A 23,422-nucleotide genomic window follows, 5' to 3' on the forward strand; every position below is an offset into this window, starting at 1 on the left:
TTCGGTCGATCAGGCGGCCAGCATCGTCGGCATACCGGTGCGGGGGAGCGCGGGACGCACCGCGCGCAACCTGCGGGCACGCAGGTCGTCGGCGATCCGTTCGGTGAGTTCGCCGAGTCCGATGCCGAGCGCGCCCGCCAACGCCGCGATCATCTCGCTCGACGGTTCCTTGCGACCACGCTCGACCTCCGACAGATACTGCGGCGAGATGCCCGCGCGACCCGAGGTTTCGGCGAGCGTCTCGTCCAGGTCGCGGCGCAGTTCGCGCAGTTGCTCACCCAGCACCTCGCGCCACAGGGGTTCGGGGGCCGGACGCTCGCGCGGGTCGTCCGCGCGGCCTCCGGGGATCGCGTGCAGTCGCGGATGCTCGCTCATGCTCCGAGCGTACGGGGGCGGGGGCGCGCATTCCGCGCGTTCCGCTCTGGGCGAACCGCGCCCGGCGGTGGTCCCGACTCGCCCGTGCCGAAGTCCGGTCGGCGCCCGCGAACCGTGCCCCCACATCACCGGGCATTCCTGTTTCCCCGGGTGCGCTAGGGTTCGAGCCGTGTTCGTACGTGGGGGAATACGGCGGTCGATGCTCGCCGGTGCACTCGTCGTCGCAGCTCTGAGCGGGTGCGGCAGGTCAGTGGCGGGTATGCCGGTCGCCGCGCAGGATTCCGGTGGGAGTTCCGGCGTCGCGGTGACGCCGGGCGTGCAGGCGATCGCGGGTGAATGGGTCGGCTCCTACACCTGCGCGCAGGGGGACACCGGTCTCACGCTCACCGTCGACGCCGCGGGCCGCACCGAATTCTCCTTCTACGCCTTACCCGGCAATGTCGCGGCGAAGCCGGGCCGCTTCGAGATGCGGGCGAAGGTGACCGGGGAGTCGGTCGAGTTCACCCAGGTCCGGTGGATTCAGCAACCGGGCGGCTATCAGATGGTCGATCTGGTCGCGACCGAACGGGCGGCCGACTCGATGCGCGGGAACGTCTTCGGCACCGGGTGCACGACATTCCAGGTCGTGCGTCACCGGAGTTAGTACCAGTGATTGCGCTGCCAGAACTCCCACGCCTGGTCGGGGCCGCCGTAGCGGTCGACCATGTAGTCGTAGGTCCAGCGGATCTGGGTGAGCGGGTTGAACGCCCAGTCCCAGCCGTGGGTGAACATCTTGTTGGCGGGCAACGCCTGCCCCAGGCCGTAGGCGCCGCTGCCCCAGTTCAGGGCGAAGACGTTCCAGCCGCTTTCGCGGGTGATCACCGCGTCGAAGGCCGGGAACTGGTGCAGTGGGACCACGGTCAGCGCCAAACCCTTGAGCCCGGTGCGGAACAGGACTCCGGCGCTCTGGATGACCGGTGGTTCGTTGCGGGCCGGATTCTCGGTGTCGACGCGGGGGTCGTTTCCGGCGGTCTGGGAGTCGGCCTCGGCGCGGTCGGCGGGCGGCGACGGGTTCGCGGCGTCCGGTCCGCGGTCGGCGGGCAGGTGGTCCGGCGGGGGAGTGCCCGGTTCCCAGGGGGCGAACGGCGCCGCCTCGGCGGGCAGATCGTCACCGGTCGGCGTGATCGAGAAAGGCGCGGGAACGGTCGGGAGGTCGATCCCGAAGACGTCGCGGACCGGAGTCGCCAGTCCGGGCACCCGGTCGGCAGGTAGGTGGTCCGGGGGCGGGACACCGGGTTCGTAGGGGGCGAACGGTGACACCTCGGTCGGGAGATCGTCACCGGGCGCGGCCCACGGCGTGAACGCGAAGGGGGCCGGGCCGGCGGGGATGTCGAGCGGGAAGGGCACGGGGAATTCGGCGGGGATCGGCTTGGGGCCGACGGCCGGGATCTCGGCGGGGAGCGGCGGAGTCGCGCCCGCGGACGGCGCTAGGGACCGGCCGGGCAGTTCGACGGTGAACGGCGCGAACAGGTCGCGCAGATCGCGCTCGAACCGGGCGGGGCCGGGCGGTTCGGGCGTCATCGGCGCGGGCGACTCGGCGTGGGCCGCCGCGCACGGGGTGAGGACGCAAGCGGTGATCGCGGCGAGCAGGAAGCGCTGCACGGCGAATGCTCCTTTCGCGAAAGGTCCACCCGTCAGCAAATCAGCAGTTATCGATACTGTCTCGGAGGTGCCGCGGCGTGTCGGCGGGGGAAGGCCGATCGCGTCGGCTGTGCGAGGCGGTCTCGGGGGTGGTCGGCAAACCGCGCGCCGCGAGGGTGGGCGGGCATAGGATGACCGAACATGCCGTCGGGTCTGTTCCGGCGGCGGGTGAGCGGAAGGAGAGCGGTGTGGGTGTCTTCTCACCGGGGTTCCGCGGCCGGGTCCGCCCGGCCGACGACCGGTTGCCGCCCGGGCAGTACCTGACCGAGGACTTCCCGGTCCTGTCGGCGGGCCCGACGCCGCGCGTCGACCTCGACACCTGGAGTTTCACCATCGTCGACGAATCCGGCGGTCGACACAGCTGGACCTGGGCGCAATTCCTGGACCTGCCCCAGACCAGCCCGCACGTGGACATCCACTGCGTGACCCGCTGGTCGAAACTGGACACCGACTGGGTCGGGGTCTCCCTGGACACCCTGCTCGCGGAGGTGCCGACCCAGGCCGACTACGCGCTGGCGGTCAGCTACGGCGGCTACACCACCAACGTGCCGCTCGAGGATCTCACCGACGGCAAGGCGTGGATCGCGCACCGCTTCGGCGGGCAGGATCTGGCGCCCGAGCACGGCGGACCGGCGCGATTGCTGATCCCGCACTTGTACTTCTGGAAGTCGGCCAAGTGGATCACCGAACTCCGCCTGCTCGACGAGGACGAACCCGGGTTCTGGGAGAACGCGGGCTATCACGATTACGGAGACCCGTGGCGCGAGCAGCGGTATCAGGGCGACTGACCGGTTGGCGGGCGGCCGAACTGGTCGCCTCCCGATTCGAGACCGCCTCGGCGCGCACGCTGACCCTGCGCGTCGACCCGTGGCCCGGCCATCTCCCCGGCCAGCACGTCGACGTGCGGCTCACCGCGCCCGACGGCTACCAGGCCGAACGCAGCTACTCGCTGGCCGCGCCCGCCGACGGCGACCTGATCGAGATCACCGTGCAGCGGGTGCCCGACGGGGAGGTCTCGGGCTATCTGGTCGACGGATTCGAAGTCGGGGACAGCGTCGAAGTGCGCGGACCGGTCGGCGGCTGGTTCGTCTGGGATCCGGCCGCGGCGGGTTCCGCGCTGCTGATCGGTGGCGGGTCCGGCATCGTGCCGCTCATGGCGATGCTGCGCGCCCGCCGCGTCGCCGCCCCGACCGCCCGGATGCGGACGATCTACGCGCTGCGCGACCCGTCCCAGCTCTACTACGCCGCCGAACTCGCGCCCGATCCCGACCTGTTCCTGGCCTATTCGCGAGTCGCGCCGCCCGGTGACCCGCGGTCGCCGGGCCGGCTGTCGGAGGCGGAGTTGGTCGAACACGGCCTCGCGCCCGGCCCCGAGGTCACCTGTTACGTGTGCGGTCCGACCGGATTCGTGGAATCCGTGGCGGGAGCACTGGTTTCGATCGGACACGATCCGGCGCGCGTGCGCACCGAGCGTTTCGGCCCGAGTGGGAGATGACCATGCGCGAACAGCCCTTCCCGCGTTATCAGGACGACCTGCACGTCGACGGCAACGCCCTGGCCGGGCCGCTGTCGGAGGTGTTCGTCGGCGAGGTGACCGCTTGCGACTGCCGGTGCGGAGTCTGCGGCGCGACCGCCCCGCTGGCGCAGGCCATGGTCTACCGGAGCGGACCGGGCGCGGTGGTGCGCTGCGTGTCCTGCGCGGCGATCCTGCTGCGGCTGACCACCACCCCGGCGGGACGCTGGCTCGACCTGGGCGAGGGCGCGGCACTCTGCCTGCCCGTCCCGGACACGATCTGAGCCCGCCCCCGGACTGCCACACGGTCACGCCGGGTTGCGGCAGCGCAGCAGGAGGCGTTGCGGCAGGGACGCCATGACGCCGCGGGCGGGCACGGCGGAGCTCGGCGCTGCGGGGCGGCGTATTTCCGGCGTGTGAATCGACCGCGCCCGCGTGTGCGCGATGTGTTAACGCGGCTTCGGAAAACGCCTGGTCGATGGTTAACCGGTAGCAACTCGTGCGCGTGTCGGATTTCCGCGCATGAGCGTCGACTGCATCCAAAAATACTGCGGCACAGTGAATTACCTGCTTGAGAGTCGAATACGCCGCGGTGAGTCCCCGGTAATCCCCAATTACTCCCGATGTGACCAAACGGAAACGGCGGGGGCGTGAACTTGGCACATCGGCTTCGGTCGCTCGCAACCGGAACCGCATCGCATCGCCCCACCGGCATCCCGAATCACCAGGAGTTCCCATGGCCGCACCCACCACCCCCACCACGGAGATCGATGAGCAGATCGAGCGCAATATCGCCGCCTCGCTCGCCGAGATCCCGCACCCGGCCCTGCCGCCGGGCAGCAACATCTACGGCTCGACCAAGATCTTCCCGGACTACCAGGCCGAGGCGGGCGAAACCTATTTCACGCTCGTGCACGGCATCGCCCACGAATCCTCGGTGAGTTTCGTCGCGATCCTGCAGGCCACCCGCGCCAAGCGCAAAGGGTTCGACTCCGCGATCTACTTCTACGGTCCCGGCGCGATCAACTGCGTGGCGACCCGCGGTTTTCCGACCACCGGCGACAGCGGCTTCCCCGGCGAGCAGAACATCAACCAGGCCCTGGCGACTTTCATCGCCGAGGGCGGCAAGGTGTTCGCCTGCCGCTTCGGCCTGGCGCTGCACGGCGCGCGCGAGGAGGACCTGATCGAGGGCGTCATCCCCGCGCATCCGTTGGACGTGCAGGACGCGCTGATCCACTACGCGCGCAAGGGCGCGATCATCAACTCCACCTATCAGCTGTAGGCGTGACCATGACCGAGGTGTCCACCCGAGTAGACCTGGCGCTACTGGGAATTCGCGTCGAGGTGCCGGTGCGGCGACGTTCCGGCGCCGGGCCGAGCGACGACGGTCACGTCCTGCTCGGTGGTGCGGGAGCCGCCCTGCCCATCCGCTCCGACAGTCCCTACGAGATCCGTTCGGACAGACTGCTGTTCGAGGGGACCGATCTCGGGGTGGAGGTGGTGCCGGTGCGCCGCCCCCGTTTCTACGATCTGCGCACCGCCGACGGCGTCTCCTACGAGCGGATCGCCCGACTGCACGGCGCGGACGTGTTGGCCACCACGGTCGTGCAGACCTGCGTCCGCTACGGCGAGGACCAGCGCTGCCGCTTCTGTTCGATCGAGGCGTCGCTGCGCGCGGGCAGTACCGTCGCGGTCAAACGGCCCGATCAGTTGGCCGAAGTGGCCGCGGCGGCGGTGGCCATGGACGGGGTGCGCCAGATGGTGATGACCACCGGCACCTCCGCCGCCGCCGACCGCGGCGCGCGCCATCTGGCCCGTTGCGTGCGCGCGGTCCGCGCGGCGGTGCCCGACCTGCCCATCCAGGTGCAGTGCGAACCGCCCGGCGACCTGGCCACGATCACCGAATTGCGCACGGCGGGCGCGGATTCCATCGGCATCCACGTCGAGTCGCTGGACGACGCGGTGCGGGCGCGCTGGATGCCCGGCAAGGCCACGGTGCCGCTGTCGGACTACCGCGCGGCCTGGCGGGAAGCGGTGCGGGTCTTCGGCCGCAACCAGGTCTCCACCTACCTGCTGGTCGGCCTCGGCGAGGACCCGGACGAATTGGTCGCGGGCGCACTGGAACTGATCGAGATGGGCGTGTACCCGTTCGTGGTGCCGTTCCGTCCGTTGGCGGGCACCCTCGCCGTCGACGTCGATCACGCCCAGGCCCCGCCCGCCGCCCTGCTCGAGGACGTCAGCCGCCGGGTCGGTCGCGCGCTGTCGCGGGCGGGCATGGTCGGCGCGCAACAGAAAGCCGGTTGCGCGGCCTGTGGAGCGTGCAGTGTCCTCCCGAGCGCGGGAGGCTGAGATGGTCCCCACGAACGGTGCGGCACGCACCGCGAACGGCCCCGCTTCGGGCGCCCCCCCTGCGCGCGAGGCGGTTCGGCCCGTCCTGCGAACCGGTGCGTACACCGTCGAGACCGCGTGGACCGATCATCTGAGCGGCGGGCGAGCTTTTTCGCCCGGCGGCGTGAACCGGGGCGAGTCGGGACGGCCGCCGGAGGCGACCCCACCTCGCCCGGCGACCGATTCCGCGCGGACGTCCGTGCAGTCGGCCGAATCGTGCGTGTTGTCCGGCCACCGTGTTGTGCGCTCGGAATTCCTGATCGAGCAGGCCGAGGGCGTGCACCTAGAGCGCTACCGCGCGCTGCGGCGGGCGAGTTTCGTCGAGGGGCAGGGTCTGTTCCAGGGCTCCGATGTCGACGCGATCGATGACGATCCGCGCACCCGGGTGTTGGTCGCCTTGGCCCCGGACGGGACGCTGCTGGGCGGTGTCCGGTTGGCGCCGGCCACCGACCCCGACCTGGGCTGGTGGACCGGTTCCCGACTGGTGGTCGACGATGCGCTGCGTACGCGCGGTGTCGGCCGGGCGCTGGTCCGCGCGGCCTGCGCGCTGGCGGAGACGGAGAACGTGCTGCGATTCGAGGCGACCGTGCAGGCCCGCTACGCGCCGATGTTCGCCCGGTTGGGATGGGTCGAGTTGGGCGCGTGCCTGCTCGGCGGGGTAGAGCACCGGCGGATGCGGTGGCCGATCGACCGGATCGCCCGACTCGCGGCCGCCACCAAAGCGCTGCTCGGCGACGTTCTCGAACCCTTGCGCGACCATCGAATGGCACTGGGCGGCAGCGGCTTCCAGGGTGACGACGGCGCTCCGGTGCCGGGCAGCGATCTGGTGGCCGCCTGCGACGCGATCATCCCGTCGATGGTCGAACGCGATCCGGAGTGGGCCGGATGGTGCGCCGCGCTGGTCAATCTCAACGATCTGTCCGCGATGGGCGCGGTGCCGGTCGGCATTCTCGACGCGGTCGGCGCGCCGACTCGCTCGCTGCTGACCAGGATCGTGCGCGGTCTGGCGGAGGCCGCGCGGACCTGGGAGGTGCCCGTGCTCGGCGGACACACCCAACTGGGCGTCCCGGCGGCACTGTCGGTGACCGCGTTGGGTCGCACCGCGCGTCCGATTCCTGGCGGTGGCGGCCGACTCGGCGACGAACTGCGTCTCATCGCCGATCTCGGCGGCGGCTGGCGTCCGGGTTACGCGGGGCGGCAGTGGGATTCGTCCTCCCATCGCACCGGCGCGGAACTGCGCGCACTCGGCGCGATCGTGGCGCGGACCGCGCCGCACGCCGCCAAGGACGTCAGCATGGCGGGCTTGGCGGGCACGGTCGGCATGCTCGCCGAGGCGAGCGGGGTCGGGGCCGTGCTGGAGGTCGCGCGGATACCGCGGCCCGCGAACACCGCGATGGCGGAATGGCTCACGTGCTTTCCGGGTTTCGCGATGATCACCGCCGACCGGCCGGGCGCGGACCTCGCGCCGACCGGTCCGGCCGTCTCCGCGGTCTGCGGAGCCCTCACAGCCACACCCGGGGTCGGCCTGCGCTGGCCCGACGGGACGACAACGGTCGCGGTGCCCGGCGCCGTCACCGGATTGGGAGAGTCATGAGCGAGCTCACGATATCCGTCGCCGCCGCCGAATTCGGCCGCGACATGGACGAGTGCCTGCGCACCATCGCGCGGTTGATCGACACCGCCCGCGAGCGCGGCAGCGGCCTGCTGGTGCTGCCGGAGGCGTGCCTCGGCGGCTATCTGCCCAGCCTCGGCGGCGGGGAGGAGAGCGAGCAGGCCAGGGCGCGCCGGTTGCGGAGTCTGCCGCCCGCGCTGGACCTGGACGGCCCGGAACTGCGGCGCGTCGCGGAGTTGGCGGGCGATCTGGTGGTCGTCCTCGGCTTCTGCGAGGCCGACGGCCCGGTCCGCTACAACGCGGCGGCGGCGCTGCACGGCGACGGCGTCCTGGGTTCCTACCGCAAGGTGCACCAACCGCTCGGCGAGAACCTCTGCTACTCGGCGGGTTCGGAGTATCGGGCCTTCGACACGCCGGTCGGCCGCCTGGGTATGCAGATCTGCTACGACAAGGCGTTCCCGGAGGCCGCGCGCAGTCTGGCGTTGGACGGCGCGCAGATCATCACCTCGCTCTCGGCCTGGCCGACGGCGCGCACCGCCACCGTCGAACGGATGGAGGAGGACCGCTGGAAGCAGCGCTTCGACATCTACGACCGGGCGCGCGCGGTGGAGAACCAGGTGGTGTGGGTGGCCTCGAACCAGGCGGGCACCTTCGGCTCGCTGCGGTTCGTGTGCAGCGCGAAGGTGGTCGGGCCGGGTGGCGAGGTCCTCGCCGACACCGGCGTGGAACCCGGATTGGCCACCGCCGCCGTGGATCTGGAGGCGGCGCTGGCGCAGGCGCGCGGCGGCGGCATGTACAACCTGCGCGACCGTCGGCCCGAGCTGTACCACCGGGTCGTGCAGCGGCACGGCGTGGTCGGGCAGCCGGACGCTCCCGAGGTGGATCTGGTGGGGAGCCTGTGATGTCGGGAGCTACGAATTCCACCGCGGCCGTCGAGTATCGCGAGGTCGTGGTGATCGGCGGCGGGCAGGCGGGCCTGTCGATGAGTCGACATCTGGTCTCGCGCGGCATCGACCACGTGGTGCTCGAACGCGACACCATCGCCCACGAGTGGCGCGACCGTCGGTGGGACAACTTCACGCTGGTCACCCCGAACTGGCAGTGCGTGCTGCCCGGCTACGACTACGCCGGGCCCGATCCGGACGGATTCATGACCCGCGAACAGGTCTACGAGTGGGTGCGCGGCTACGCCGACACCTTCGATCCGCCCGTCCGCGAACACGTCGAGGTGCTGTCGGTGGCCCAGGCCGCCGACGGCGGATTCGAGGTCGAGACCACGGCGGGCCCGCTGCGGTGCGCCCAGGTCGTCGTCGCGGTCGGCGGCTACCACGTGCCGACGATTCCCCGCTTCGCCGAACGGCTGCCCGCCGACATCACGCAACTGCATTCGGCCGAATACCGCAGTGCCGCCGCACTTCCCGACGGCGCGGTCCTCGTGGTCGGCACCGGGCAGTCGGGCGCGCAGATCGCCGAGGACCTGCATCTCGACGGCCGCGCCGTGCACCTCGCGGCCGGTGACGCGCCCCGGGTGGCCCGCTTCTACCGCGGCCGCGACTGCGTGGCGTGGCTCCAGGACATGGGGCACTACGACATTCCCATCCAGCAGCAGGCGGGTGGACTCGGCAAGCGCGAGAACACCAATCACTACGTCACCGGCCGCGACGGCGGCCGCGACATCGACCTGCGGCGCTTCGCTCTCGAAGGGATGGGGCTCTACGGCCGGATGGTCGACGTCGAGGCGGGCGTGGCGCGATTCGAGCCGACCTTGGCGCGCTCCCTCGACGCCGCGGACGCGGTCGCCGAGAGCATCAAGGACAGCATCGACGCCTACATCGACCGCGCCGGACTCACCGCCCCCGTCGAGGACCGCTACCGCCCGGTGTGGCGACCCGAAAAGGAGGTCACCGCACTGGATCTGGCCGAGGCGGGGATCGGGTCGATCATCTGGTCGGTCGGCTTCCGCACCGACTACCGGTGGCTGCGCGTCGGCGTGTTCGACGGCGCGGGACACCCCTGCCACAACCGCGGGGTCACGACCACGCCCGGCCTGTACTTCCTCGGGCTGCCGTGGCTGCACACCTGGGGCTCGGGCCGCTTCGCCGCCGTCGCCCGCGACGCCGAGTACCTGGGGGAGCGGATCGCGCTCGCCGCCAGGGAAACCGCCGCGGCCTGAACGGGGACGCGCATGGCAACCGCCCGGATCGCCGCCGTCGCCGGACATTTCGGCGCCGACATCGCCCGCGCCCTGGACAAGCTGGCGGGCATCATGGAACGGCTCGCCGCCGACGGCGTCGACCTGCTGGTCCTGCCGGACGCCACCCTCGGCGGCTACCTGGGCGACCTGCGCAACCCCGATCCGGCGAGTCTGCCCGAAGCCATCGATCCCGACGGCCCCGAGATCAGGATGCTGTGTCGAATGGCGGGGCCGATGACGGTCTGCGTCGGCTATGCCGAGGCGGACGGGCCGCGCCGCTACAACGCCGCGGTCTGTCTGACCGGCGACGGCGTGCTCGGACGGCACCGCAAGGTGCACCAACCGGCGGGCGAACATCTCGCCTACGCCGCGGGCGACCGGTTCACCGCCTTCGACACCCCCGTGGGCAGACTCGGCATGCTCATCGACTACGACAAGACCTTCCCGGAGGCCGCGCGCACCCTGGCCCTGGACGGGGCACGCACGCTCGCGGCGCTGTCGGCCTGGCCCGCCAGCGTCACCGATCGCGCCTCCCGCATGCCCAACGATCGACAGGCCCGACTGTTCGACCTCTACGACCAAGCCCGCGCCGCCGAGAACCAGGTGGTGCTGGCCTCGGCCAACCAGACCGGGGTCACCGGCAACCTGCGGTTCCTCGGGCAGGCGAAAGTGGTCGGACCGGGCGGGGACATCCTCGCCAAGACCTGGTCCAAAGGCGGTCTGGCGGTGGCCGACGTCGACGTCGACGCCGAGGTCGACCGCGCCCGCCGGGTCCTGCGACACCTGGACGAGCGCCGCACCGACACCTACCACAACCTGTTGCGGGACAAGGGCGTGCGCCACGAAGCTGTCGTCGGCCGAGAGACGAAGCGATGAGCGGTTTCGCCCCGACCCACTCGCCCGACCCTGCGGAGGCCGGTGTGACCCGCGATGCTGTCGTGAGTCGGAAGGCGACGCGGTGAGCGGCTTCGCCCCGACTCACCCGTCCGAACCACGCGAAGGTCTTCGCGTCGCTCTGCTGACGTACTCGACCAAACCGCGCGGCGGGGTGGTGCACACCCTCAACCTCGCCGAGGCGCTGGCACGGGCGGGAGCCGAGGTCACCGTGGTGACGCTCGGTCGCGGGGGTGACACCGGGTTCTTCCGTCCCGTCGATCCCGCCGTGGCGGTGCGGGTCGTCGACTTCGCCGCCGCCGAGGGCGAATCCGTCGGCGCGCGCATCCTGCGGTCCATCGCCACCCTGCGCGCCGCCTTCGACCCCGCCGCCCACGACATCGTGCACGCCCAGGACTGCATCAGCGCCAACGCGGTCGGGCCGTGCGTGCGCACCATCCACCACCTCGACGATTTCCGCACCCCCGAACTGGCCCGCTGCCACGAACGCGCGATCGTCGAACCCTACGCGCGGCTGTGCGTGTCGCGTGCCATCGCGAACGAGGTCACGGCCGGGTGGGGGCTCACGCCGACGGTCATCCCGAACGGCGTCGAATATCAGCGGTTCGCGGCGGCGGCGCGCCCCGACGCCGCGCGGGCCCGGCAGCGCTGGCGGGATCGGCTCGGACGGTACGTCCTCGCCGTCGGCGGCATAGAACCGCGCAAGGGCAGCCTCGACCTGCTCGAAGCCTTCGCCCGCCTCGACCGGTCCGACCTGCGCTTGGTCGTCGCGGGCGGCGAGACGCTGTTCGACTACCGCGACTATCGGGCGCGCTTCGACGCCCGCGCCGCCGAACTCGGCATCGAGGTCCTGGTCCTGGGCACCGTCGCCCACGACGACCTGCCCGCGCTGGTGGCGGCGGCCGAGGTCGTGCCGTTCCTGTCCACCAAGGAGGGATTCGGTCTGGCCGCGATGGAAGCGCTCGCGGCGGGCGTCCCGGTGGTGGCCCGCGACCTGCCGGTCCTGCGGGAGGTCTTCGGCGCGGGCGTGCGGTACGCGAGCACACCCGCCGAAACCGCCGCCGAACTGGTCCGCGCCCTGGTTCCCGATCCCGCGCGGGCGGCACGGGGACGCGAGATCGCACGCGGCTACGACTGGGACCGGGTCGCCGCCGACCACCTGCGCTTCTACGCCCAGGTCGCGCCCCTCGACCCCCGCCGCGCCGCGAACGTGTGAGCCGCCGACCTCACCCGGGTTCGGTTATCGATGAGCGATCCGACCGATAACGATTCGGCAGCGCCTGCCGGGGGGATACCGCGCCGAACTCTCGGCATTACGGTGGGAAACTCAGGCAGCTCCGGGGCGAGTCGCGGTTCCCGCTCGCCACAGGAGTGATTGCGAGAAGATAGCTCGCGGGTACGCTCGTCTGCGAGTTCACCCGACGCGGTGGGTCGCCGTCCCGGGCGGACCCGCGTCACCGGTTCCGCCCCGACGCGGAACTTCTCGGCATCCGAGGGCCGCGCGTCCGGTCGCGCCGCCACCACGACAGCGCGGGCCCGCGTGCGTTCGGCCCGGACAGGAGCGCCATGAGTACCGATATCCGCAAGGTCACCGTGCTCGGCACGGGCGTACTGGGTTCGCAGATCGCGTTCCAGACCGCGTACAGCGGTTTCGAGGTCACCGCCTACGACATCGACGACGATGCGCTCGCCGCGGGCCGCGACCGGTTCGCGGGACTGGCCCGCACCTACGGCGACGAGGTCTCCGGCGCGGCGGACGGCGCGGCCGACAAGGCGCGCGACGCGATCACCCTGACCGCCGACCTGGAGGCGGCGGTCAGCGACGCCGACCTGGTCATCGAGGCCGTCCCGGAGGTGCTGTCGATCAAACAGGACCTCTACGCGAGACTGGCCGGTCTCGCGCCCGCGCGCACCATCTTCGCCACCAACTCCTCCACGCTGCTGCCCAGCGCGCTGGCGCAGTCCACCGGGCGGCCCGACCGGTTCCTGGCGCTGCACTTCGCGAACCAGGTGTGGAAGTTCAACACCGCCGAGGTCATGGGCACCGCCGACACCGACCCGGCCGTGTTCCGCGCCGTGGTCGACTTCGCCGCCGCCATCGGCATGGTGCCGATCGAACTGCACAAGGAGAAGGCGGGCTACGTCCTGAACTCGCTGCTCGTGCCGTTCCTGAATTCCGCGATGGCGCTGACCGCGGGCGGCTACGCCGAACCCGAAGCCGTCGACAAGACCTGGCGCATCGCGACCGGCGCGCCGATGGGCCCGTTCCAGATCCTCGACGTCATCGGCCTGACCACGCCCTACAACATCCTGGTCAACGGCGGCGAGGACGGGCGGAAGTTGGCGGCCTGGCTCAAGGAGAACTACATCGACAAGGGCAAGCTCGGCATCGCCAGCGGCGCGGGCTTCTACCGCTACTCCGTCTGATCGAACCGCGAGGGGAGCGAGATGTACTACAGCAGTGGCAATTACGAGGCGTTCGCCCGTCCCCGCCCGCCGCGCGACATCGCCGACAAGACCGCCTGGTTCGTCGGTGCCGGTCTGGCCTCGCTGGCAGGGGCCGCCTTCCTGATCCGCGACGGTCACATGGCGGGGGAGCGGATCACCGTCCTGGAACGACTGCCGCTGCCCGGCGGCGCGCTCGACGGCATCAAGGAACCGGCCAAAGGGTTCGTCATCCGCGGCGGCCGCGAGATGGAGAACCACTTCGAATGCCTCTGGGACCTGTTCCGCTCGGTCCCCTCCCTCGAAGTCGAGGGCGCCAGCGTGCTCGACGAATTCTATTGGCTGAACAAGGACGACCCCAATGTCTCGCTGCAACGCGCCACTGTGCGCCGCGGCCGGGACGCGCACACCGACGGACTGTTCACCCTCGACGAACGCGCGCAGAAGGATCTGGTCAAGGTGTTCCTCGCCGGCCGCGAGGAGATGGAGAACCGGCGCATCGACGACGTGTTCTCCGAGAACTTCCTGGCCAGCAACTTCTGGCTCTACTGGCGCACCATGTTCGCGTTCGAGGAATGGCACAGCGCACTGGAGATGAAGCTCTACCTGCACCGGTTCATCCACCACATCGGCGGCCTGCCGGATTTCTCCGCGCTGAAATTCACCCGCTACAACCAGTACGAATCGCTGGTGCTGCCGCTCTACACCTGGCTGCTCGACCAGGGCGTGTCCTTCCGTTTCGACACCGAGGTCACCGACATCGATTTCGACCTCGGCCCGGAACGCAAGCAGGCCACCGCGATCCACTGGATCTCCCGGGGCGTGGACGGCAAGGTCGAACTCGGTCCCGACGATCTGGTCTTCGCCACCATCGGCTCGCTCACCGAGAATTCCGACAACGGCGACCACCACACGCCCGCGCGCCTCAACGAGGGACCGGCCCCGGCCTGGGACCTGTGGCGGCGCATCGCGATCAAGGATCCGAGCTTCGGACACCCCGACGTCTTCGGCGGTCACATCGAGGAGACGAAATGGGAATCGGCCACCGTCACCACCCTCGACGCCCGCATACCCGAATACATCCAGAAGATCTGCAAGCGCGACCCGTTCAGCGGCAAAGTGGTCACCGGCGGGATCGTCACCGTCCGTGATTCCAGTTGGCTGCTGAGCTGGACGGTCAACCGGCAGCCGCATTTCAAACAGCAGTCGCCGGATCAGATCGTGGTGTGGCTGTATTCGCTGTTCGTCGACGTGCCCGGCGATTACGTGCGCAAACCGATGAGCGAATGCACGGGCGAGGAGATCACCCGGGAATGGCTCTACCACCTCGGCGTCCCCCTCGCGGACATCGACGAACTCGCCGCCGAGGCCGCGCGCTGCGTACCGGTGATGATGCCCTACGTCACCGCGTTCTTCATGCCGCGCCAAGCCGGGGACCGGCCCGACGTCGTTCCGCGCGACGCGGTGAATTTCGCGTTCATCGGGCAATTCGCCGAAACCACCCGCGACTGCATCTTCACCACCGAATATTCGGTGCGCACGGGAATGGAAGCGGTCTATAAGTTGCTCGACATCGAACGCGGCGTCCCCGAGGTCTTCGGCTCCACCTACGACATCCGCAGTCTGCTGGCCGCGACCAGCAGACTGCGCGACGGTGCGGAACTGCGGGTGCCCGGACCGGATTTCGTGCGCCGCCGCCTGGTCGGAAAACTGGAATCCACCGAAATCGGGGCGCTGCTCGCCGAATTCGGGCTGCTGTCCGAGGAACACGCCGATCCGACGGACCGATAGTCCGCTCAGTCCGTCGGAAACGGGATCAGGTCCAGGTGCTGGGGCGGTTCACCCGCGCCCACCCCCGACACGGGGCTGAGCCCGCCGCCGTGGGACACCAGCCACTGCCCGCACACACAGCGCAGATAGTGGACGGAGCCGTGCGAGGACACGCGCATCGGCGCGGGCCACGAACAGGTCGGGCACTCGGCGGACATGGACCCAGCCTCCGCAACGATCGCGCGCAATGCAACGACCGCCCCGGCGTGGCGGGACGGTCGACGGCCTACCCGCAGTAGTGGCAGACCCCGCTGGCCGGTAGCTGGATGAAGCATTCGCCGCACATCCGCTGCCTGGCCTGGGCCTCCGCCTCGGGCTCCACCGCTTCGGGCTCCGCGCCGCCCTGTTCGGGGGCCGCGCGGTGCTCCACGCGCTCGGCGGCCGGAGCCGACATGCGTCTGCGCGCGGCCACCTTCGGTGTCAGCGGGGGAATCCCGATATCGGCGGGCATCCCCGCGCCGAAGTGCTGATAGCACTGCCAGCGCGCGTAGGCGGCATGCAGTTCCAGATCGTCGGGAATGGGCAGTCCGGCCAGTTCCAGGACGTAGCGGTAGGCGTCGCCGACCGTCTGGTTCTGGCGCACGCACAGGGCCGTCAACGGCGGCTCGCCCGCGTTGTGGCAGCGCCTGGCGACCTTGCGCAGGATGGCGTCCATCCACATGCGCGTGGGGGTTTCGGTGGATACCCCCGAGGTCTGCTGCACCCGCTCGGCCAGCTCGTTGACAGTGATGAAATGTCCATAACCGGTGGCGGTTTCGGACAGTTCCGCGTGCGCGGCCAATGCCCATGCCACCGTGGCTTCCCGGAACGGCACCGCCGCTCCGTCTACCGCTCGTCGTGCTCCTGCCTGCGTCGGTACGGAATCCTTCGTCACCACGTCCCCAAAATAGCGCGTCCGTTCACGAGCCCCGTCACGGGGGGTTCCCCGGAAACGGGTGAAAGCCGGTTCGCCGCAACCGCGCCGGAGTGTGACCCGCACCTCAGCGCCCCGCGATCCGCCGGACGGCACACCGCACGATGCGGCGGATGCCCTCGACCGCCCGGCCGGACACCGTCGACGGCGATCCAGCGACGAAATATCCCACCCGCACGGTGTGCACGCGCAACGGTAACGCCACACCGTCCCGCGCGCTGCCGGAACGCCGATTCCGCTCCCGCGAAAGACCTTTCACCACCCCCGCCGCACCTACCCACCTCGCGCCACCTCCACCCCGACGAATTCGAGTAGACCGCTACTCGTGCCGGACCCCCGCCGCCCCGCAGAATCGGTGCTCGACATCCGGACGACCGAGGGGGCACGTGTGGGCGCTAGGGAGTTGCGCGAAACGGCATCGAACGGGAACACGGGAAGCGGCGCACCACCCGCCCCGAGTACGGAGACCAGCACGAACGTCCGCCGCGACGGTGCGTCGAGCGAGCGGCGGGCGGCCGGCACGGCAGTTGACGAGAGCAGGCCGGGATCGACGGGCGCGACTGCTGTCGTGAGTGGGTCGGGATCGACGGGCGCGACTGCTGCCGCGAGCAGGTCGGGATCGGTCGGCGCGGCAGTTGTCGCGAGCGAGCGGGGATCGGTCGGCGCGACCACGGCCGATGCGGGCGCGATCGAGGGCGGCCGGTTCGCTGAACGCGATGTGGTGGCGCATGACAGGGGCGTGGCCGAAGGCAGCGAAGTGCCGGGGAGCGGCGCGGGAGACAGCCACGGGGATGACGACGCAACAGGCCGTGCCTGCGATGACAAAGTGTCGAGCGACACGGTGCCGAACGAAGCGCGCGACGGTGATGATCGCGACGCGGCGTCCCGCGACCTGCGGCTTGCGTCGAGCGCTACCGGCCCAGCGGACGGTGTGGTAGCGGCGGTTGTGGTGGTGACGGGAACCGGGTCGAGCGTCGGCCCGGGCGGGCACGGTGTGACGGACGGAGTCGCGGACGAGTCTGTGGCCCACGTCGAATCGACTGACCGCGGTACGAACCATATCGGCCCGGACGAGGGCGACGAGATCTGCGCGAACCCGACCGGGTCCGATGTGACGGAGGCTGAATCCGACGGGACCGCCTCCGACGGGGCCGAGTCCGAGGGGGCCTCGGTGACCGATGCCGAGGGCACCGGGCCTGATGTGGCGTCGGGGGAGTTGGTGCGAGTCGGGCGCGGCTTGCCGAGCGGGCGGGCGTTGTCGCCGGTGCCGAGATCGGAGCCCGGGTTGCGGTTGTGCCGGAACGGCGCGGTGCGGGACGAGGTGAAGGGCGGCGATGCGGCGCGCGGTCAGGCGACGCGCGATGAGCGTGCACGCGGCGAGGTGTCGCGGGTGACGTCGAGTGGGCGGGTGCGGTGTGCGGGTGGCTCGGGTGCGCGGCGGCGCGGTGTCGTGGTCGGGCGGGCGTTGGGCGAGGTCGAGGTGTCCGAGGGACCGGTGCGGCGGGGTGTGGCGCGGACGTTCGTGGAGCGAGCCCTGCGGTTCCTGTTGGAGGTGCTGGACCGGCGGCGACCGGCGGCGCAGTTGTCGACGGTGGCCGATGTGCGGGTGGTCGCTTCGGTGCGCACCCTGGTGGGTTCGGGGTTGGTGCCGGGTGGACGACTCGGGGTGGCGACGTTGGGCCGGGTGACGGTGGTCCCGGTGGACGAGCGCGCGGCGGAGGTGCACGCCGGATACGACCGGGGCGCACGGCACTTCGCACTGGCCGCGAGGTTCGCCCGCGTGGACGCGGACAAGTGGCGAATAGTGGCGTTGCGCGTCCGCTGACCCGGGCAGAGGCACAAGCCGACCGTGCGGTGATGGACGTGGGTCGGTGTCTGCCCTGCGGTGACCTCGGGTGGTCGCTGACCGGTGGGGGCCGCCGACCGGCTGTCGACCGGTGGACCCCGCCGCGTTGCGCACGCGCTGACCGGCGGGGAAGGTGGTCGCGGACCGGTCGGGAATAGGTGCGCCACCCGTCCTGTTAGTTTGGTTGCCACATCAACAAATGTGGGTTCAGAAGTCGAGGAGGACCCCGTGCAGTTCGGAATCTTCACCGTCGGTGACGTCACCACCGATCCGGTCACCGGCCGGACGCCGAGCGAGGCCGAGCGGATCAAGGCCATGGTCGCGATCGGCGAGAAGGCCGAGGAAGTCGGCCTCGACGTCTTCGCCACCGGCGAGCACCACAATCCCCCGTTCGTCCCGTCGTCGCCGACCACCATGCTCGGCTACCTGGCGGCGCGCACCGAACGGCTGATCCTGTCCACCGCGACGACGTTGATCACCACCAGCGATCCGGTCAAGATCGCCGAGGACTTCGCCATGTTGCAGCATCTGTCCGACGGTCGCGTCGACCTCATGCTGGGACGCGGCAACACCGGACCGGTGTATCCGTGGTTCGGCAAGGACATCCGCGACGGTCTGGCGCTGGCCGTGGAGAACTACCACCTGTTGCGCAGGCTGTGGCGGGAGCCTCGGGTCGATTGGGAGGGGCGTTTCCGCACCCCGTTGCAGGGCTACACCTCCACCCCCGCGCCGCTGGACGGCACGCCGCCGTTCGTCTGGCACGGCTCGATCCGTTCGCCCGAGATCGCCGAGCAGGCCGCCTATTACGGTGACGGCTTCTTCCACAACAACATCTTCTGGAACAAGGAGCACACCGAGCAGATGGTGCGCCTGTACCGGCAGCGCTTCGAGCACTACGGGCACGGCGCGGCCGATCAGGCGTTCGTCGGGCTCGGCGGGCAGGTGTTCATGGCCGAGACCGAGGCGGAGGCGAAGAAGGTCTTCCGCCCCTACTTCGACAACGCTCCCGTCTACGGGCACGGCCCGTCGCTGGAGGATTTCACCGAACTCACCCCGCTGACCGTCGGCACGCCCGAGCAGGTCATCGAGCGCACCCTCGGTTTCGCCGACTTCGCGGGCGACTACCAGCGTCAGCTGTTCCTGATGGACCACGCGGGTCTGCCGCTCGAGATGGTGCTGGACCAGATCGAGATCCTGGGTCGCGAGGTGGTCCCGGTGCTGCGCAAGGAGTTCGAGATCCGCCGCCCGGCGCACGTCCCCAGTGAGCCGCCCACCCATTCGAGCCTGGTCGCCGCCGGGCCGGATACCCCCTTCCACCTGGTCGAACCGGCTCGCGAGCGGGTCGCGGCCACGGAGAATCGAGTCGAGGCATGAGCCGCAGCGTCGTAGTGATCACCGCCGGGCTGTCCCAGCCGTCCTCGACCCGGTTGCTCGCCGATCAGCTCGCCGCCGCCGTCACCACGGCGGTCGGCGGGCGGGGGGAGGCGGTCGAGATCGAGGTGATCGAGCTGAGGGAGTTGGCCGCCGATCTGGCGACCACGGTCACCACCGGCGGGCTGCCGACCCCGGCGGTCGCGGCCGCGCGGGAGAAGGTCTCGCGCGCGGACGGGCTGATCGCGGTCACCCCGGTCTTCGCCTCGAGTTACAGCGGTCTGTTCAAGATGTTCGTCGACGTGCTGGACACCGACGCGCTCAACGGGATGCCGGTGGTGATCGCGGCCACGGCGGGCACGGCGCGGCATTCGCTGATGCTCGATTACGCCATGCGTCCGTTGTTCACCTATCTGCGCGCGGTGGTCGTCCCGACCGGCGTGTTCGCGGCCACCGAGGATTTCGGGTCGACGGGGCTGACCGAGCGCGTGCGCCGGGCGGCGGGCGAATTGGCCGCGCTGGTGGTCGCCGCGCCGTCCGGGGTCGGGGGATTCCTGCCCGACGCCGAGCCGCGCCGGCGGACTTCGGGGAATTCGTTGGGCGCGGTGACGCCCTTCAGCGAATTGCTGGCGGGGCACACCGGCAGCCGCGAATGAGTCGAACGGGGCGGTCGCGAGGGTGACCGCCCTGTCTGATTGATCACGTAATTCACCCTTGACGCATAACTCGGAATGTCATGCTCTCGGTAGTTCTTATGACATGAGCACAGCTAGGGCGGCACATTTTCGGCTATCGGCGACGCACCCGAACGACAGGTGAACGGTTCTGTCCGGGAGACGGGGCCAATTGTTGCGTAATCGATGCATGGGAAACCGATCGTTTCGGGCGCTCGTCACGAACTCACAGGAGACGGAGTTCGTCGAAACGAGGTAGTTCATGAGGGCAACTGTCGGAATTTCCGCGGAACAGACAGTGGTGCGCGGCGTGCTGGTTCCGTGCGGTCCGGGGGAGGAAGCGGGGCTCGCCGAGCCGCGCACATTCGAATACCGGGTCGCCGACGCCGCGGGGGCGGTGCCGGGCGTGCTCGACCGGATCGTGGCGGAGGTCGCGCCCGACATCCGGATCGAGAACGTCGCGGTCGTCTACCGCGGGGCCGAGGAGCGCAAGGCCGTGGTGTCGGATCTGGCCGCCGGGGGTTGGCGATCGGCCTCGATGGTGTCGCTGCGCTCGGCACTGGCGGCCGCGCTGACCGACCTGCCCGCCGTCGCGCGTTACGACACCGTCGCGGTGCTGGAGACGGTCGGTCGGTCCAGTGCGGTCGTGCTGGTCGGCCCGGATCGCGGGCGGGTCCTGGCCTACGACAGTTGGCAGCCCGGTCTGCTCGACGCCGCCTCGGTCGCCGACGCGCTGCCCCGGCTGCGCAAGAACTGGGACGATCCCGAGTCGCGGCCCGACGCGGTGGCGCTGTGTCAGGAAGGGCTCGAGGCCGCCGCGATCGCCGCCGCTTTGGACCGCAAACTTCCGGTGCCGGTGCTGCGGATCCCCGATGGCGCGTATGTGGCCGCGCGGGGAGCGGCGCTGATCGCCGCCGGACAGATCGACGAGGCCGAACCGGCCGCGGTGGCGACGGGTGTGCGGTGGCGTCGGCCCGCGTTGGCGGCAGCCGCGGCGGCGCTGGTGCTCGGCGGCGCCGGATTCGCCGTGGCGCAACTCGTGGGCGATCGTGACTCCACCGCGACCGAAGGTCCCGTCGGGAGTTCGTCGGGCCCCGCGTCCGCCGTGGAGGCGGCGGCGACATCGACGAGCACCACTCGTACCCCGGAGCCCACCACGCCTCCGGTGATCGTGCCGCCCCCGCCGGACATGGCCCCGGCCGAACAGGCCGCCCCTGAACCGGCTCCCGCGCCCGCGCCGCAGCGGCCCGCCTACACCCGTCCGCGCCCGACGACCGTCAACACCCCGCCGCCGCCGGAGCCGGAACCCGCCGAGCCCGAGCCCGAAGCGCCGCCGGTCGAGCCGCAGCCTCCCGCGCCGACCAAGGTCGGCGCGCCCGACGGCAACGGCTTGTTCCCGGGGGAGTCCCCACCGCCCGCGCCGGGCTCGGACCCGGATGCCGCGCGGCAGTGGTGGGACAACCACTGGTCGCTCAAGGAGCGGTGGCTCAGCGGCGGCTGAACCTGCCCGGTCGCGCCACACCGAGTTGACACTTCTGCGGATGTGTATGGTCTGACGGGAGAGCCCTTCCGGAGCAGCGAGGAACGCCCATGTCAGCCACACCGCCCCCGCGTCCCCGTCAACTCGATTCGCCGCTGGTCGACAAGCTCATGCGCTACGGCAGTCGCGCGCAGGCGTGGGTGTTCCGGCGCACCGGCGGCCGGATCGGCGCGAAATGGCGCGTCGGCGCGGGACTGCGCAAGCCCGTCCCGACCCTGCTGCTCGAACACAAGGGCCGTAAATCCGGCAAGGTCTTCACCGCGCCGCTGCTCTACCTAGAGGACGGCGCCGACGTCATCGTGGTCGCCTCCCAGGGCGGTCGCCGCGACAACCCGCAGTGGTACCGGAACCTGGTGGCCGACCCGGACGTCGAGATCCAGATCGGCCGCGAACACCGCGCGGTGCGCGCCGTGGTCGCCGACGCCGCCCAGCGGGAATGCCTGTGGCCCAGGCTGGTCGAGCTCTACGCCGACTTCGACACCTACCAGTCCTGGACCGAGCGGGAGATCCCGGTGATCGTGCTGAAACCGCGCGGCTGAGCGGGCGCTGTCCGTCGAACACACGACTGCGCGGCGGTTCGGCCGTTCCTAGCCTGGACCGGTGTCGTCCAATCCGTCCCGTCCCGAATGGGTCCGACCGCGGTGGTGGGTGCATCCGCCCGGCGCCGACCCGGCCGTCTCCGGCAAAGAGTTCATCGCCGCGTGGTACCGCCGGATGTCGGAGCCGAAACCGCCGCAGCACGCGGTCATTCCCGAGATCACCGGCTGGTCGGTCGCCTTCGGTGAGCGCCGGTGGGTCATCGAGTCCTATCACCCGCGACCCGCCGAACTGGCGCGCGCGGGCGGGTCACGCAAGCCGGTCGACGAACCCGACCAGTGGAACGCGGTGACCCGCCTCTACGCCGACTACGTCGACCCGTTCGCCCGCTTCAGCGGCGGCTACGCCGAGGCGGTCGACGCGCTGCGGCCGACGGATCTGCCGCAGGAGGCCGTCGGCTGGGTCCGGCCGCTGAAGAACCGGGTGCCGAAACTCGTGCGCGAGGCGATGGCGGGCACCGGCGGACACCTCGAATCCCGCCATGCGGCCGACACTTTCGTCAGCGAGCCCGCCGCCTACGCCGACCGCTACGGCGTCGTCGCCGGTCGTGCCTACCTGACGGTCCTGCTCGAACGGTTGCACAAGCTGCGCACCACCGGCGGCGGCGACGCGGCGGTGCTGGCCGCGCTGGAAGCGACGATCGCCCGGCACACGCCCCACTACGGCGAACCCGATCCGCCGCGCCGCGCGCCCACGCAAGAGGAACGCGATCGAGTGCGCGCCCTGCTCGAAGCGCAGATCGAAGCCGAGCCGTGGCTGCGCGGGAGCCCGTATCTCGGCGGCGCGTACGAACGCGCGAACACCATGCTGCTCAACCTGGTCGTGGACGGCAGGACCGAACTCGAGCACGCGGGCATCCTGCTCAAGGCCGTGAAATGGCAGGAGCTGGACGAGAAGCGCAGGGAATTCGCCCGCGGAGAAGTGGAACTGGCCGACAACGCGCCCGCCGCGCCGGGCGGCGGCTCCGACGATCCGGTGCTCGACGCCCGCCTCACCGCGGCGCGCACGGTGTTGCGCGCCCACGTCGAACCGGACGCGGCCGGGCCGGAGGGCAGTTGGGAGAAGGCGTTCGCGACGCGGTTGCTCGAGACGGGCAATCTGGTCGCGCTCGACGTCTTCGGCTCGCTCGCCGACCTGGTGGCGGCCGCCTGGCAGGCCGCCGTCGCCGAACACGGCGGTTCGAGGCCGCCCGGGGCGCTCACCGCCGACCCGCTCATCGCCGCCCGCTACACGCAGATGCTGCTGGCCGTCGCGGTGTCGGCCGCCCCGCCGCGGCATCGCAACGCCGCCTACCACGCGCGTCGGCTGCGTAAGGTCGAGGACGAATTGGCCGCGCGCCGCGAGGACGACGAGGAGTCGCCGTCATGACCACTCCCTCCGAGAACCCGGGCGATGGCGTGTTGTTCCTCGCCGAAGACGGTGCCGCGCGGTGGTATTCGCCGCGCGCCGCGGCGATCCCGCCCGTCGAGATCGTGATCGACGGCGGCTGCGTGGCAGGCGTCGACCCGGCCGACCCGAGCGCGCTGCTGTGGTGGACGCTGAGCCCCGGC

General features: G+C 70.8%; 24 protein-coding genes. 20 read left to right on the forward strand and 4 right to left on the reverse strand.

Going from position 1 to position 23,422, the window contains the following annotated elements; translation table 11 throughout:
- Positions 1-9 precede the first annotated feature (9 nt).
- Positions 10-375 carry a helix-turn-helix domain-containing protein gene (locus tag ON30_RS06415; protein WP_040704870.1) on the reverse strand — a complete coding sequence of 122 codons (366 nt, stop codon included), beginning with the start codon at positions 373-375 and terminating at the stop codon, positions 10-12.
- A 259-nt stretch (positions 376-634) separates the two neighbouring features.
- On the opposite strand from ON30_RS06415, the gene ON30_RS06420 reads away from it, so the two are divergent.
- Entirely contained in the window at positions 635-1,018 is a 384-nt protein-coding gene (locus ON30_RS06420; protein WP_051028990.1) for a hypothetical protein, read from the forward strand.
- On the opposite strand, the gene ON30_RS40345 is transcribed toward ON30_RS06420, so the two are convergent.
- Positions 1,015-2,016, reverse strand: a complete 1,002-nt coding sequence (locus tag ON30_RS40345) for an aggregation-promoting factor C-terminal-like domain-containing protein (protein WP_174387396.1) — start codon at positions 2,014-2,016, stop codon at positions 1,015-1,017. The two genes, ON30_RS06420 and ON30_RS40345, sit on opposite strands and share 4 nt — an antisense overlap.
- Positions 2,017-2,243: 227 nt before the next feature.
- On the opposite strand from ON30_RS40345, the gene ON30_RS06430 reads away from it, so the two are divergent.
- From ON30_RS06430 to ON30_RS06485, 12 genes are all read left to right on the forward strand, one after another.
- A complete protein-coding gene (locus ON30_RS06430; protein ID WP_040704910.1) occupies positions 2,244-2,843 on the forward strand; it encodes a sulfite oxidase-like oxidoreductase in 600 nt (199 codons plus the stop codon).
- Entirely contained in the window at positions 2,813-3,550 is a 738-nt protein-coding gene (locus tag ON30_RS06435) for a ferredoxin reductase (RefSeq protein ID WP_040704871.1), read from the forward strand. The genes ON30_RS06430 and ON30_RS06435 overlap by 31 nt, the downstream gene beginning before the upstream one ends.
- A 2-nt stretch (positions 3,551-3,552) precedes the next feature.
- Positions 3,553-3,852 (forward strand): DUF6510 family protein, encoded by a 300-nt coding sequence (locus ON30_RS06440; RefSeq protein ID WP_051028999.1) that lies wholly within the window; start codon positions 3,553-3,555, stop codon positions 3,850-3,852.
- A 452-nt stretch (positions 3,853-4,304) separates the two neighbouring features.
- Positions 4,305-4,850 carry an MSMEG_0572/Sll0783 family nitrogen starvation response protein gene (locus ON30_RS06445; protein ID WP_040704873.1) on the forward strand — a complete coding sequence of 182 codons (546 nt, stop codon included), beginning with the start codon at positions 4,305-4,307 and terminating at the stop codon, positions 4,848-4,850.
- 8 nt (positions 4,851-4,858) lie between these two features.
- A complete protein-coding gene (locus tag ON30_RS06450; RefSeq protein WP_040704912.1) occupies positions 4,859-5,917 on the forward strand; it encodes an MSMEG_0568 family radical SAM protein in 1,059 nt (352 codons plus the stop codon).
- A gap of 280 nt (positions 5,918-6,197) precedes the next feature.
- Entirely contained in the window at positions 6,198-7,550 is a 1,353-nt protein-coding gene (locus ON30_RS06455) for an MSMEG_0567/sll0787 family protein (protein WP_245553957.1), read from the forward strand.
- A complete protein-coding gene (locus ON30_RS06460) occupies positions 7,547-8,470 on the forward strand; it encodes a carbon-nitrogen hydrolase family protein (RefSeq protein WP_040704875.1) in 924 nt (307 codons plus the stop codon). The genes ON30_RS06455 and ON30_RS06460 overlap by 4 nt, the downstream gene beginning before the upstream one ends.
- Positions 8,470-9,741, forward strand: coding sequence for an MSMEG_0569 family flavin-dependent oxidoreductase (locus ON30_RS06465; RefSeq protein WP_040704876.1), 1,272 nt, complete (start codon positions 8,470-8,472; stop codon positions 9,739-9,741). Before ON30_RS06460 ends, ON30_RS06465 begins: the two co-directional genes overlap by 1 nt.
- A 12-nt stretch (positions 9,742-9,753) precedes the next feature.
- Positions 9,754-10,638, forward strand: a complete 885-nt coding sequence (locus ON30_RS06470; protein ID WP_051028991.1) for a carbon-nitrogen hydrolase family protein — start codon at positions 9,754-9,756, stop codon at positions 10,636-10,638.
- A gap of 82 nt (positions 10,639-10,720) precedes the next feature.
- Positions 10,721-11,872, forward strand: a complete 1,152-nt coding sequence (locus ON30_RS06475) for an MSMEG_0565 family glycosyltransferase (RefSeq protein ID WP_051028992.1) — start codon at positions 10,721-10,723, stop codon at positions 11,870-11,872.
- Positions 11,873-12,222: 350 nt separating this feature from the next.
- The gene (locus tag ON30_RS06480; RefSeq protein WP_040704877.1) at positions 12,223-13,083 is read left to right on the forward strand and encodes a 3-hydroxyacyl-CoA dehydrogenase; all 861 of its coding nucleotides are present in this window, start codon (positions 12,223-12,225) and stop codon (positions 13,081-13,083) included.
- Between the two features lie 21 nt (positions 13,084-13,104).
- Positions 13,105-14,892 (forward strand): oleate hydratase, encoded by a 1,788-nt coding sequence (locus ON30_RS06485; RefSeq protein ID WP_040704878.1) that lies wholly within the window; start codon positions 13,105-13,107, stop codon positions 14,890-14,892.
- Positions 14,893-14,897: 5 nt separating this feature from the next.
- Here the strand turns inward: ON30_RS06485 and ON30_RS06490 are convergent, their stop codons facing one another.
- On the reverse strand, positions 14,898-15,089 hold the full coding sequence (locus ON30_RS06490; RefSeq protein ID WP_051028993.1) for a hypothetical protein: 192 nt from the start codon (positions 15,087-15,089) through the stop codon (positions 14,898-14,900).
- Between the two features lie 68 nt (positions 15,090-15,157).
- On the reverse strand, positions 15,158-15,745 hold the full coding sequence (locus ON30_RS06495) for a hypothetical protein (protein ID WP_040704881.1): 588 nt from the start codon (positions 15,743-15,745) through the stop codon (positions 15,158-15,160).
- Between the two features lie 424 nt (positions 15,746-16,169).
- Between ON30_RS06495 and ON30_RS38875 the strand changes: the two genes are divergently transcribed.
- The 7 genes from ON30_RS38875 to ON30_RS06530 all read left to right on the forward strand — a co-directional run.
- Positions 16,170-17,669, forward strand: a complete 1,500-nt coding sequence (locus ON30_RS38875) for an Rv3235 family protein (RefSeq protein ID WP_157183630.1) — start codon at positions 16,170-16,172, stop codon at positions 17,667-17,669.
- Positions 17,670-17,918: 249 nt separating this feature from the next.
- Positions 17,919-19,064 carry an LLM class flavin-dependent oxidoreductase gene (locus ON30_RS06505; protein WP_040704882.1) on the forward strand — a complete coding sequence of 382 codons (1,146 nt, stop codon included), beginning with the start codon at positions 17,919-17,921 and terminating at the stop codon, positions 19,062-19,064.
- Complete coding sequence (locus tag ON30_RS06510) at positions 19,061-19,717, forward strand: FMN reductase (RefSeq protein WP_040704884.1); 657 nt, start codon at positions 19,061-19,063, stop codon at positions 19,715-19,717. Before ON30_RS06505 ends, ON30_RS06510 begins: the two co-directional genes overlap by 4 nt.
- Positions 19,718-19,997: 280 nt before the next feature.
- A complete protein-coding gene (locus ON30_RS35910) occupies positions 19,998-21,236 on the forward strand; it encodes a DUF7159 family protein (protein WP_157183631.1) in 1,239 nt (412 codons plus the stop codon).
- 89 nt (positions 21,237-21,325) lie between these two features.
- Positions 21,326-21,814, forward strand: coding sequence for a nitroreductase/quinone reductase family protein (locus ON30_RS06520; protein ID WP_040704885.1), 489 nt, complete (start codon positions 21,326-21,328; stop codon positions 21,812-21,814).
- A gap of 61 nt (positions 21,815-21,875) precedes the next feature.
- On the forward strand, positions 21,876-23,240 hold the full coding sequence (locus ON30_RS06525; protein ID WP_040704886.1) for a hypothetical protein: 1,365 nt from the start codon (positions 21,876-21,878) through the stop codon (positions 23,238-23,240).
- On the forward strand, positions 23,237-23,422 hold a 186-nt coding region (locus ON30_RS06530), incomplete at its 3' end, for a hypothetical protein (protein ID WP_040704887.1). The genes ON30_RS06525 and ON30_RS06530, both read left to right, overlap by 4 nt.

The organism is Nocardia takedensis NBRC 100417 (assembly GCF_000308695.1).
GTDB lineage: Bacteria > Actinomycetota > Actinomycetes > Mycobacteriales > Mycobacteriaceae > Nocardia > Nocardia takedensis.

Bases quoted from the DNA above. Each gene is read 5' to 3' on its own strand.
- ON30_RS06480 (WP_040704877.1), top strand. From the start codon at position 12,223: ATGAGTACCGATATCCGCAAGGTCACCGTGCTCGGCACGGGCGTACTG.
- ON30_RS06510 (WP_040704884.1), top strand. From the start codon at position 19,061: ATGAGCCGCAGCGTCGTAGTGATCACCGCCGGGCTGTCCCAGCCGTCC.
- ON30_RS06450 (WP_040704912.1), top strand. From the start codon at position 4,859: ATGACCGAGGTGTCCACCCGAGTAGACCTGGCGCTACTGGGAATTCGC.
- ON30_RS06445 (WP_040704873.1), top strand. From the start codon at position 4,305: ATGGCCGCACCCACCACCCCCACCACGGAGATCGATGAGCAGATCGAG.
- ON30_RS06485 (WP_040704878.1), top strand. From the start codon at position 13,105: ATGTACTACAGCAGTGGCAATTACGAGGCGTTCGCCCGTCCCCGCCCG.
- ON30_RS06520 (WP_040704885.1), top strand. From the start codon at position 21,326: ATGTCAGCCACACCGCCCCCGCGTCCCCGTCAACTCGATTCGCCGCTG.
- ON30_RS06420 (WP_051028990.1), top strand. From the start codon at position 635: ATGCCGGTCGCCGCGCAGGATTCCGGTGGGAGTTCCGGCGTCGCGGTG.
- ON30_RS35910 (WP_157183631.1), top strand. From the start codon at position 19,998: ATGAGGGCAACTGTCGGAATTTCCGCGGAACAGACAGTGGTGCGCGGC.
- ON30_RS06415 (WP_040704870.1), bottom strand. From the start codon at position 375: ATGAGCGAGCATCCGCGACTGCACGCGATCCCCGGAGGCCGCGCGGAC.
- ON30_RS06490 (WP_051028993.1), bottom strand. From the start codon at position 15,089: ATGTCCGCCGAGTGCCCGACCTGTTCGTGGCCCGCGCCGATGCGCGTG.
- ON30_RS06470 (WP_051028991.1), top strand. From the start codon at position 9,754: ATGGCAACCGCCCGGATCGCCGCCGTCGCCGGACATTTCGGCGCCGAC.
- ON30_RS06465 (WP_040704876.1), top strand. From the start codon at position 8,470: ATGTCGGGAGCTACGAATTCCACCGCGGCCGTCGAGTATCGCGAGGTC.
- ON30_RS06440 (WP_051028999.1), top strand. From the start codon at position 3,553: ATGCGCGAACAGCCCTTCCCGCGTTATCAGGACGACCTGCACGTCGAC.
- ON30_RS06460 (WP_040704875.1), top strand. From the start codon at position 7,547: ATGAGCGAGCTCACGATATCCGTCGCCGCCGCCGAATTCGGCCGCGAC.